We start from the raw sequence: 12,079 nt of genomic DNA on the forward strand, positions 1-12,079 counted from the left end.
ACACACCCCAATAGAATAAATAATTGTTTTTTTCATTTTTAATAGCTTGTTAGTTTATTAATTAAGGATTAACTAGTTGTAAAGGAGAGTTAAGGTAGAGCTGATATTTTTCATTAAAGTTTTTTATTCAATATATAATCTTCCATTAAGAACCCATTACCAATATCAATATCTTCCTTTCCAATTATTTCAAATCCTATATGTTTATAAAAATCAACCGCCTTATTGAATCGGTTAACATTCAACGATAATTTTCTATTATGATTAGCTTTTGCTATATCGCCAACTGTATCAAGAAACAACCGACCTATACCTTTCCCTTGTATAGAAGGTAATACATATATTTTATGAATTTTTGTAATCTCTGATTCTTTATAGTTCAATTCGTAGGAAACATAACCTAAATACTCATCACCATCTTTAGCTAATAAATAACGATGACCTAATTCCTGTATTTGCTGTTCCAAAGAAGTAGTACTATACATCATATCCATCATATAACCAATCTGTTCTTCTGAAAGGATATCTGCAAAAGTTGGAGGCCAAATCCTATCCGAAAGCGATTGAATAATGAATATCTCATCAATAGATGCTTCTACTACTTTCATCAGTCCTCTAAAGTAAATGATTTAACACCAATACGATTACCATCAGCAAAAATATCGACTCTATATGTGCCTGGCATTAGATATTCCTCTACATTCCAATACATTGTCACTCCTACTTCTTCACCACCATATTCAATAATCTTTTTGATGGAGTAGTTGATATCTTTATTCTCAAAAGGGAAAACATTTGTTCGGCTCTTAGTCAAGACATCGTTGTCCGGTTTCATTATACGGAGATAAATCGTTCTCTCGCCAGGTTCAGCTGTAATATTTTTGGTAATAGTAAAATTTATAATCAATTGTTCTACTTTACTAATCTTCTTCTGAACCTTTCCTTTACTATTAGTAGCTTGCACACTTATACCGGTAGCATCCAGTTTTGCGGCAAGAGTTACTTTTTCAGTCAAATTCTGTTTTTGTTGCGAAACTTCGTTCAGGTTGCGGGTTGCTTCCTGATATTTATTGGTTATTTCTTTTTTCTCTTTTCTTAGCTGTTCGTTAGCCCTATTAAGAGAATCAATCTGTACAATATATGACTTAAGAATCTTTCTCAGACTGGCTAATTCATTATTTAATCGGCTTATTTCAGCTTTATTATCGGCCTTTACAGTTTTAAGTTCTTCCAACAATCTCTGTACCTTAGTTTGTTCATTAGTTAGTTTTTGAAGGAGAGAGTCATTTTTTATATTCAGCTTAAAACCTTCATATTGCATTGAAAGGCTTTCGTATTCATCTTCTAGTTGTTGTTTATTGAGGCTACTTTCTTCCTGTAAGTCTGCAATTTGAGCCTTCTGACTAAAAATAAAATAGCCTGCAATACCCATTGCTGCAAGCAGTAAAACAATTACTATAATTAGTATTTTAGAATTATTCTTTTGTTCCGTACTCATGATATATGCTAAATATTTTAAGCGACTACAAATATATAAGTTTTAAATATATTGAACAAAAGGATAATACCCTTTCACTTTTTTTTGTAAAACATTTTTTTTTGCTTTATAAAATCTTCTTTATTTCAGAATAAGCATGTACATTTGTTAGACTTTTTCAGCGATACAAACAATAGGATTGTGTTGTACCTGACACTTTGGGATACTAGAATAAATTTTAATTATTATAATATAAAAGAATTATTATGTCTAAAGTAACAGTTGTAGGAGCCGGTAATGTAGGTGCTACATGTGCAAATGTACTTGCATTCAATGAGGTGGCAGATGAAGTGATAATGCTTGATGTAAAAGAAGGCGTTTCGGAAGGTAAAGCAATAGATATGAATCAAACAGCTCAATTGCTTGGCTTTGATAGCCGTATAAAAGGCGTAACAAACGACTATGCAGCTACTGCAAATTCAGATGTTGTTGTTATTACTTCAGGTATTCCACGCAAACCGGGTATGACTCGTGAAGAGCTTATCGGTGTAAATGCCGGTATTGTAAAGAGTGTCGCTGAAAGCATTCTTAAATACTCTCCTAATGCCATTCTTGTTATTATTTCAAACCCAATGGATACAATGACATATTTGGCATCTAAAGTGACAGGTCTTCCTAAGCACCGTATTATAGGTATGGGAGGAGCTTTGGATAGCTCTCGTTTCAAATATTACCTAAGTCAGGCTTTGGAATGCAATCCGAATGAAGTGGAAGGTATGGTAATAGGTGGCCATGGAGATACAACCATGATTCCGGTTGCTCGCCTTGCAACATACAAAGGTATTCCTGTATCAGAATTCCTATCTAAAGAAGTATTGGATAAAGTTGTTGCAGATACTATGGTTGGAGGTGCTACATTAACAGGTCTTTTAGGCACATCTGCTTGGTATGCGCCAGGTGCTGCCGGAGCATATGTAGTAGAATCTATTATACACGACCAGAAGAAGGTTATTCCTTGTTGTGTAGCATTAGAAGGTGAATATGGTCAAAATGATATCTGCATTGGAGTTCCTGTTGTTTTAGGTAAAAATGGATGGGAAAAAGTGATCGATATCAAACTGACTGCAGACGAAAAAGAAAAGTTTGAAGCATCTGCTGCTGCTGTTCGTAAAACAAATGCTGTGTTAAAAGAAAATGGTGCTATCTAACAACTAGCATCGTTATTAAATAAAAGAAAAGCATGAATTCTTGAATTCATGCTTTTCTTTTATTAGTTTATTTTCTAAGTATCAGTATTTCTTTTACCACATCGCTGGTTATATTCCCACATTCTCCGAGTTTCCAACCACGATCCGCTAAACGTTTGCTGACTTTCTCTATAGCTTCGTCTCCGAGACCATAATCAGATAAATGTGTCTTCACACCCATTGTTTCAAAAAAGCCCTCTACTGCTTCAATTGTTTTCTCAATAGCACCATTTCCTTCTATACCGAAAACTTCTTTTCCTAAACGAATTATTTTTTTCCCTTTTTGCTCTTTCAATACAGTCATTACTCCCGGTAGCACAATCGCTAATGTTTGAGCATGATCCAAACCATAGAAAGCTGTAATTTCATGGCCGATCATATGTGTGGCCCAATCTTCAGGTGCACCTTGTGCTATCCAACCGTTCAAAGCCCATGTAGATGCCCACATAAGGTTAGCACGAACATTATAGTCAGTTGGTGTACTCAAGGCTTTTGGACCTTCTGCAACAAGAGTTTTCACTATAGCTTCAGACAAATGATCTTGAAGCAAAGTATCATCTTCGTTATAAGTAAGATACTGCTCCATCACATGCACAAAAGCATCTACAACACCATTTCCGACTTGACGAACAGGCAATGTATATGTCACAGTAGGGTCGAGCACAGAGAATTTAGGAAATGTAAGAGATGAACCAAATGCTAATTTTTCCTGTGTTTCGGCACGAGTAATTACACCTCCCGAATTCATCTCCGATCCTGTTGCCGGCAATGTTATTATATCACCAAAAGACAAAGCTTTCTTTATAACCGCTCTTTTCGACAAAATAGCCCAAGGATCACCATCTTCAAAACAGGCTGCGGCTGCTATAAATTTGGTTGCATCCAGAACTGATCCACCACCCACAGAAAGAAGAAAATCTATGTTCTTTTCTTTTATTACTGCCACAGCTTTCATACAAGTTTCGTAATGTGGATTAGGTTCTATTCCAGAAAATTCAGACCATTCGTATCCGCCCAGTGCTTCAACTGTCTGGTCGTATACTCCGTTTTTTTTAATACTACCTCCTCCATAGATCATTAGTATCTTAGAAGCTTTAGGTATTTCTTTAACGATTTCCTTGATGGTATCTTTACCAAATATAATCTTTACGGGATTTACATACGTGAAATTTTCCATAACAATATTTTTTGAGTTATAACAAAGTTATATCTTTAACTTGATTAAATACAAATAAGGAACTAAAAAGGTAACAAAAGTAACAGGTTTTGCATGCTTTTTATTTGTCACTATTTTTACCTTCGACAAATGGGTAAAATATTCTGTATATAGATAAATTAACTGTATTGATATTTAAAATTCGGCCAATAATTTTACATTCAATTGCCTTCCTGTAAGATAGTTCGGAACAGCATATTGTTGATTATAAACATCAGTTACCCAATAATAAGTATTAGTATTTTGCATATCAAAAAGATTGAAAACATCTAATCCTAACCAAATATTTCGGAAAGCTTTTAGTCCTGAATTCTTGTTTCGAATCGAAAAGTCCTCACCTAATATAAGCCAAGAAAACCCAAGATCGATTCGTTTATAAGCAGGAGTACGAAAATACCCGCTTTCATATCCTTTGTGCGGAGCCGAAACAGGAAGCCCTTGCGACCACAGCCCTCGAAGACTCATCTTTAAGCGCTCATATCCGGGGAAGTAATCCTGATAAAACAAAGCAAGATTAAAACGCTGATCTGTTGGAAGAGGGACATCAACACCCTCTATTTTCTGCTGTGCTTTCATCAAAGATATACTTACCCAACTATCTGCTCCGGGTATAAACTCTCCATACAATTTCACATCTACTCCCATCGAATAGCCTTTAGACTCATTTTCACCTGAATATCTTATCTTTACATTATTCACAGTATAGGGTACAAGATCTGATAATTTTTTATAGTAGATTTCTCCTGATAGCTTATATGGAGGTATATTTTGTTCTTTGTCTCCCCCCAAATAATAATCACTACCTAATACCAGATGAACTGATTTTTGAGATTTAATATCCTTATTCAGTTCGACTATGTTATTTCCATTTATACTTAAAACATGTTGAAACTCTTTGTAAAAGGGCGCTTGGTAATACACCCCTCCTGCTATACGAAAAGATAAGTTTTCTATCCCTGCCGGAACAAAAGCCAATGCCCCTCGTGGACTGACAATGAACTCCTTGTTGAAAGACCAATAGCTTCCACGCAGACCTGCATTCAGTATAAACAAGCCTTCTCCCGTCTCAAATGTATATGTATCTTGTATATACCCCGAAATACGGGATGGGATTATTCTATTATCCGACTTTAAATTGGAATAGAGATTCACTTCTTTTCCATTGCTAGGTAAAGAATATCCTGCCGAATCACGCATTTCCCATTCTTTTATTTTATCACTTATCTCCTCCTTCTGATAACTTAGACTCCACTTAATAAGATTCTTATCTATTCTCAAATTCCCAAAATGAGAAAATGTATATACATTCGACTTTAATTTATTACGTGCATGATCATGATATGTACCAACACCTAATACAGTTTTATTTTCGTACCCCTCCCCTGTCAGATCCGTTTCTTTCAATAAGTAGCTACCTTCTATATCATATCTTTCCTGCTCATCCGAAGAGAAAGCTGAAGCTGTAAAGCCTATATTAAAATTATCATTTAATTTACCATTTATCGTAAGAGCGGCTTGATAAGTCAGAAATTTATCATTTTCCCAACCATCAAAATATACTTTAAATGTTCGCGGAGTCATTAGCGTACCAAATGATGTCTCTCTAGTAGTAGGGGTAAATTTATATGTATTTTGAGAATAATTTCCGAGAAAACTTGCATTCCATCCGGATGATAAAGAATAAGTTATATAAGTTTGAAAATCTAGAAACGAAGGATCATACTCTGCTTTTGTATCAGACGTACCCAGAAGTGAGCGTAATGTTTTATATCTAAAACCTGTAACTTGGGAAAAACGATCAGTAGAACTTCCTATATAGATATCACCTCCTAATAGGCTGGCAGAAGCAGCACCCTCAAAACGTTTTGGCTTCTTGTAAGTTATATCAAGAACCGAAGACATTTTATCTCCATATTCGGCACTATATCCTCCCGCCGAAAAACCAACTGTTTGCACCATGTTAGGATTTATGAAACTTAAACCTTCCTGCTGAGCTGAACGAACTAAAAACGGACGATAAATCTCAATTCCATTAACATATACAATATTTTCATCAAAATTACCTCCTCTCACCGAATATTGCGAACTAAGTTCATTTGTAGAACTTACCCCACCCATTGTTGCAAGAAGAGCTTCGATACTCCTCCATGGATTAGACGCACGTTTAGTAGCTAAATAATCGACTCGCTCTATGACGGTGGTTACCGTCCTTTGGCCTTCTATCACAACGGTATTCAATACCTTGTCTTCCTCTTGTAATACAACATCCAATATTACATCTTCCGATAAGTCTGGAAGTATATATATATGTTTCTTATACCCGACAGATGAGAAAATTATTTTGATAGAATCTTTCGAAGCCGCCTGCAATTCATAGAATCCTTGGTTATTAGTATATACTCCATTTAAACTATTGGCCTGTACTACAGATACAAAAGAGATAGGATAATGCTTGCTATCCGTCACCACTCCTGCAATCTTAACCTTTTGCGCATATGTAGAAATAGAAATTAAAAGGAGTAAAAATAGGAAGTTCTTTTTTATCATTATGTTGTGTTACATTTTCTTCTCAAAGATAGTTTATACTTTCATTCTTTAGAAATATTTTTTTATTAATCAACTGAATCTTTAAAAATCCTTACTTGTTGAAAACTGCCAATACTTTTTCTTTAGTATAGCTTCTAATTGTTGTAACTTTACAAATCAGGAAAAAGCTAAAACGCAGATATGAATAATTTTGTACACTTACATGTCCATTCTCAATATTCAATGCTCGATGGACAGGCCAGCATCCAAAATTTGGTAGATAAAGCAATTGCCGATGGCATGAAGGGGATTGCTCTTACCGATCATGGTGCTATGTTTGGAGTCAAAGAATTTTACAACTATGTAAAAAAGAAAAACTCTAAATATGATGGAGCGATAAAAGAATTGAAAGGTGAAATAAAGAAGTTGAAAGGCGATACGGACAACAATCATGGAGAAGAAATAGAACAATTAAAGATAAAAATAAAAGAGCAGGAAGCCAAGAAATTCAAACCGATTATAGGCTGTGAGTGCTATGTCGCTCGTCGGGGACGTCACTTAAAAGAAGGTAGACCCGATATGAGTGGTTGGCATTTAGTTGTATTAGCAAAAAATCTGAAAGGCTATAAAAACTTGATCAAAATGGTTTCGCAGAGCTGGACAGAAGGTTACTATATGCGTCCCCGCATAGATAAGGAGTTACTCGAAAAATATCATGAAGGCTTGATTGTTTCTACAGCCTGCCTTGGAGGTGAAATTCCTAAAAAAATACAGGCTGGGGATGTAGAAGAAACCGAAAAAGCTGTCCAATGGTTTAAAAATCTTTTTGGAGACGATTTCTATCTGGAACTTCAGCGTCATAAGACAAACCGCCCCGATGCTAATATCGAAGCTTATCCTCTGCAACAAAAAGTAAATGCAGAATTACTGAAGCTAGGCGAAAAATTCAATGTAAAAGTCATTGCTACTAATGACGTTCACTTTGTAGAAGAAGAAGATGCTGATGCACATGACCGTTTGATTTGTCTAAGTACAGGTAAGGATTTTGACGATCCTAAGCGAATGCGTTACACAAAGCAAGAATGGTTGAAGACTACGGCTGAAATGAATCAAATATTTGCTGATCTCCCTCATGTATTGGAGAACACATTAGAGGTGGTTGACAAAGTTGATTTTTATTCTATCGATTCGGATGCCTTAATGCCATTTTTTACAATAGAAGCATCTTTTGGTACAGAAGAAGGATATAAACAGAAATATTCAGAAGCAGATCTTATACAGGAGTTTGGTGATAAGGAATATCACCGTTTGGGAGGATATGATAAGGTAATTCGTATCAAACTGGAGTCTGATTATTTGAAACATCTGACAATGATAGGTGCAGATAAACGCTATGGTACTGATCGAAGCCCTGAAATTATCGAACGATTAGACTTTGAATTAGATGTCATGAAAACAATGGGTTTCCCAGGTTATTTCCTTATTGTACAAGATTTCATTGCAGCTGCACGAAATATGGGAGTAGCAGTTGGCCCCGGACGCGGGTCTGCAGCCGGATCGGCTGTAGCATACTGTTTGGGTATTACAGACATCGACCCGATTAAGTATGACTTGCTTTTCGAACGTTTCTTAAACCCCGACCGTATCTCCATGCCTGATATCGATATTGACTTCGATGATGATGGACGTGGGAAAGTTTTGAAATGGGTAACTGAAAAATACGGACAGGAACGTGTGGCCCATATCATAACCTATGGTACAATGGCAACTAAGTCAGCAATAAAAGATGTTGCGCGTGTTCAGAAATTACCATTAGCAGATTCGAATCGTCTGGCTAAATTCGTACCCGATCGTATTCCCGATAAGAAAAAAGTGACCCTCAAGGACGCCATAGATTATGTACCCGAACTAAAAGATGCAGCCAATAGTCCAGACCCGATAATGCGTGATACTTTGAAGTATGCACAAATGCTCGAAGGTAACGTTCGGAATACGGGAGTTCATGCTTGCGGAATCATTATCGGACAGCAAGCTATATCCGATATTGTACCTGTAAGTACAGCTGAAGATAAAGAGACCGGCGAGAATATTCTTGTTACTCAGTATGAAGGTACAGTAATTGAAGAAACAGGCCTCATCAAAATGGACTTCTTAGGTCTGAAAACATTATCGATCATTAAAGAAGCCATTGAAAATATTAAGCATACAACAGGTGAAGAAATAGATATAAGTACAATCTCATTAGAAGACCCCAAAACCTATGAACTCTATAGTCAGGGAAAAACGACAGGTACATTCCAGTTTGAGTCAGCAGGGATGCAAAAGTATTTGAAGGAACTGCAGCCAACCAAATTTGAAGACCTTATAGCGATGAATGCTCTTTATCGTCCCGGTCCGATGGACTATATACCTTCGTTTGTAGCCCGTAAACATGGACGTGAAGAAATTTCTTACGATATTCCGATCATGGAACGCTATCTAAACGACACATATGGTATTACGGTATATCAGGAGCAAGTCATGTTACTATCCCGGCTACTTGCCGATTTTACACGTGGTCAGTCCGATGAATTACGTAAGGCGATGGGAAAGAAGCTTATCGATAAGATGAATGCCCTGAAAGAAAAGTTCATTGCCGGAGGAACAAAAAACGGGCATGCAAAAAAAACATTAGATAAAATTTGGGCCGATTGGGAAAAATTCGCTTCCTATGCATTCAATAAATCACATGCTACCTGCTATTCTTGGGTAGCATATCAGACAGCTTGGTTAAAAGCGAATTACCCATCCGAATATATGGCTGCTGTACTATCACGAAACTTATCCAATATAACTGAAATCACAAAGTTTATGGATGAGTGTAAATCTATGAGTATAAACGTACTTGGCCCTGATGTAAATGAATCTTTTCTCAAATTCTCAGTGGATAAAACCGGCAATATTCGTTTTGGAATTGGAGCGGTTAAAGGAGTTGGAGAAGGTGCTGTTATGAATATAATAGAAGAAAGAGAAAAAAACGGGCCGTTCAAAAACATTTTCGACTTTGTAGAACGGGTGAATCTAAGCACATGCAACAGAAAAAATATAGAATCACTGGCTTTAGCGGGTGCTTTCGATGCTTTTCCTGAAGTAAGCAGGGAGCAGTTCTTTGGGGTAAATGGAAAAGGTGAAATATTCATCGATTCCTTAATTCGTTATGGAAATAAATATCAACTGGATAAGAACACAGCTGCTAATTCTCTTTTTGGAGACGATACATCATTCGATATAGCTCGTCCTGATATTCCGCATGTAGAAAAGTGGTCTGACCTCGAGCGTTTGAACAAAGAACGCGAACTCATCGGAATCTATTTATCAGCACATCCTTTAGACGAATATAAAATAATTTTGAAATACGTTTGTAATGTAGGAATGTCTGAAATTGAAGACAAGGAGGCTATTAAAAATAAAGATGTTACTATCGGAGGGCTTGTTTCATCTGTAAGGGAGGGTATAACCCGTACCGGAAAACCTTTTATGATAATTCGTATCGAAGATTTTACAGGTAGTGGTGAGATACCTTTATTTGGAGACGATTATATCAATTTTGGTAAATATGGACGTCCCGGATTGTATGTTTATATAAAAGGACGTGTGCAAGGACGTAGATACGACGAAAGTCAACTGGAATTTAAATTATTATCAGTCCAATTGTTACCTGATGTAAAAGACAGGTTGATTGAAAAACTCACGATCACATTACCTCTACACGACATGAACAACCAAATGGTAGAAGAATTATCTATTTTAACAAAAAACAATCCGGGTAATTCTTTGTTATATTTTCAGGTAGTTGATGGTGAGAGAAATATGAAAGTGGATTTGTTTTCTCGCAATTTCAAAATAAATGTCAGGCAGGAACTAATTGATTATCTGACAGAAAACGAAAATATTATATTTACGGTTAACTGAAACTTTTATAATTTAAATACTTTAATTACCTTTGCGAAGCGAATCGGATTGATAAATAATATAAATATAATTAATAAACAAATAGAAAAAAGTTATGGCTTTAGAAATTACAGATGCAGGGTTTGAGGACATATTGAAATCAGACAAACCACTTGTTATAGATTTTTGGGCAGAATGGTGCGGTCCTTGCCGTATGGTAGGCCCTATTGTGGAAGAATTAGCCACAGAATACGCTGATAGAGTAACTATCGGTAAGGTGGATGTTGATAATAATGACGAGATTACATCTAAGTATGGCATTCGCAATATACCTACAATTTTATTCATTAAGAATGGAGAGGTTGTAGACAAACAAGTTGGTGCTGCTCAAAAAGCTGTTTTGACAGAAAAAATAGAAAACTTATTAAAATAAGTTTTAATAAACTACTCATCCATCTATAGATATTATAGTTTTATAGATGGATATGTACTTTCAGAGAGTAATAAGATAAATCTTATTACTCTCTGGCATTTTATAAATATCTATTCCTGATTTTCATATATCAAGAATAGAATAAACTAAGATGCATAAAAAAAATCCGTTAGTAAAATAAATTTTTACTAACGGATAAATAGTATTTTTATAATAGACCGTAAGACTTATATAAAATAAATCTAACGCTTATTAGTTATTTTCAGGTCTCAATTTTCTAACTACTGCACCTGTACGCCACATTTCACTTTCGCGAAGAGCTTTTAATTCCTCTTCCAGCTTTTCACGATAGTCAGGCTTAGAGTTTGTATCAATTGAGCGTTGAGCTTCATTTCCACAAGCTACTTCTTTGTATAATTTTTCAAACACTGGCTTTGTAGCATCGTGGAAAGGTCCCATCCAATCAAGGGCTCCACGTTGAGCTGTAGTAGAACAGTTAGCATACATCCAGTCCATACCTTTTTCTGCAAATAAAGGCATCAACGATTGAGTAAGCTCTTCTACTGTTTCGTTGAATGCTTCTGATGGAGAGTGCCCATTTTCACGAAGCACTTCGTATTGAGCTTGAAGAATACCTTGGATAGCACCCATAAGTGTACCACGTTCGCCTGTTAAGTCAGAATATACTTCACGTTTAAAATCTGTTTCGAACAAATATCCTGAACCAACACCAATACCAAGAGCAATTACTCGTTCTTTAGCACGGCCTGTAGCATCTTGAAATATAGCATAACTTGAATTCAAACCACGACCTTCCAAGAACATACGACGAAGACTTGTTCCAGAACCTTTAGGCGCAACTAGAATTACATCTATATCGGCCGGAGGTATAATCCCTGTACGTTCTTTGTAAGTGATGCCAAATCCGTGCGAAAAATATAATGCTTTACCAGCTGTTAGGTATGGTTTAAGACGAGGCCAAACTTCAATTTGGGCAGCATCAGACAGTAAATACTGAATAATTGTACCTTTTTCAGCAGCTTCTTCTATATCGAATAAAGTTTCGCCCGGAACCCAACCGTCTGCGATAGCTTTCTCCCAAGTTTTACCACCTTTACGTTGTCCGATGATTACATTGAACCCATTATCGCGAAGATTCAAAGCTTGCCCCGGTCCTTGTACTCCATAACCGATAACTGCAATTGTTTCATTTTTCAATACTTCTCTTGCTTTTTCCAATGGAAATTCAT

The 12,079-nt window shown here is 36.1% G+C and carries 8 protein-coding genes; 3 read left to right on the plus strand and 5 right to left on the minus strand.

The genetic code is table 11. The features are described from left to right. Window positions 1-113 precede the first annotated feature (113 nt). Window positions 114-608, minus strand: a complete 495-nt coding sequence (locus tag JGH11_RS16605; RefSeq protein ID WP_201113684.1) for a GNAT family N-acetyltransferase — start codon at window positions 606-608, stop codon at window positions 114-116. After that, the gene (locus JGH11_RS16610; protein ID WP_201113686.1) at window positions 608-1,498 is read right to left on the minus strand and encodes a hypothetical protein; all 891 of its coding nucleotides are present in this window, start codon (window positions 1,496-1,498) and stop codon (window positions 608-610) included. Before JGH11_RS16610 ends, JGH11_RS16605 begins: the two co-directional genes overlap by 1 nt. A gap of 245 nt (window positions 1,499-1,743) precedes the next feature. Here JGH11_RS16610 and mdh point away from each other — a divergent pair, with 245 nt between their 5' ends. Further along, window positions 1,744-2,685, plus strand: a complete 942-nt coding sequence (gene mdh, locus JGH11_RS16615) for a malate dehydrogenase (protein WP_201113688.1) — start codon at window positions 1,744-1,746, stop codon at window positions 2,683-2,685. A 67-nt stretch (window positions 2,686-2,752) separates the two neighbouring features. Here mdh and JGH11_RS16620 read toward each other — a convergent pair whose 3' ends face one another. Further along, complete coding sequence (locus JGH11_RS16620; protein ID WP_201113689.1) at window positions 2,753-3,901, minus strand: iron-containing alcohol dehydrogenase; 1,149 nt, start codon at window positions 3,899-3,901, stop codon at window positions 2,753-2,755. Window positions 3,902-4,075: 174 nt separating this feature from the next. After that, entirely contained in the window at window positions 4,076-6,487 is a 2,412-nt protein-coding gene (locus tag JGH11_RS16625; protein WP_201113690.1) for a carboxypeptidase-like regulatory domain-containing protein, read from the minus strand. A gap of 180 nt (window positions 6,488-6,667) precedes the next feature. On the opposite strand from JGH11_RS16625, the gene dnaE reads away from it, so the two are divergent. Then, a complete protein-coding gene (gene dnaE / locus JGH11_RS16630) occupies window positions 6,668-10,417 on the plus strand; it encodes a DNA polymerase III subunit alpha (protein ID WP_201113691.1) in 3,750 nt (1,249 codons plus the stop codon). Window positions 10,418-10,511: 94 nt separating this feature from the next. Beyond that, on the plus strand, window positions 10,512-10,829 hold the full coding sequence (gene trxA, locus JGH11_RS16635; protein ID WP_201113692.1) for a thioredoxin: 318 nt from the start codon (window positions 10,512-10,514) through the stop codon (window positions 10,827-10,829). Window positions 10,830-11,081: 252 nt separating this feature from the next. Here trxA and ilvC read toward each other — a convergent pair. Next, on the minus strand, window positions 11,082-12,079 hold a 998-nt coding region (gene ilvC / locus JGH11_RS16640), incomplete at its 5' end, for a ketol-acid reductoisomerase (RefSeq protein WP_201113693.1).

This window comes from Dysgonomonas sp. Marseille-P4677 (genome assembly GCF_016652235.1).
In the GTDB taxonomy this organism is placed as follows: domain Bacteria; phylum Bacteroidota; class Bacteroidia; order Bacteroidales; family Dysgonomonadaceae; genus Dysgonomonas.

Coding starts and splice junctions, on each gene's coding strand:
- JGH11_RS16605 (WP_201113684.1), bottom strand. CDS start 608: ATGAAAGTAGTAGAAGCATCTATTGATGAGATATTCATTATTCAATCG.
- JGH11_RS16610 (WP_201113686.1), bottom strand. CDS start 1,498: ATGAGTACGGAACAAAAGAATAATTCTAAAATACTAATTATAGTAATT.
- mdh (WP_201113688.1), top strand. CDS start 1,744: ATGTCTAAAGTAACAGTTGTAGGAGCCGGTAATGTAGGTGCTACATGT.
- JGH11_RS16620 (WP_201113689.1), bottom strand. CDS start 3,901: ATGGAAAATTTCACGTATGTAAATCCCGTAAAGATTATATTTGGTAAA.
- JGH11_RS16625 (WP_201113690.1), bottom strand. CDS start 6,487: ATGATAAAAAAGAACTTCCTATTTTTACTCCTTTTAATTTCTATTTCT.
- dnaE (WP_201113691.1), top strand. CDS start 6,668: ATGAATAATTTTGTACACTTACATGTCCATTCTCAATATTCAATGCTC.
- trxA (WP_201113692.1), top strand. CDS start 10,512: ATGGCTTTAGAAATTACAGATGCAGGGTTTGAGGACATATTGAAATCA.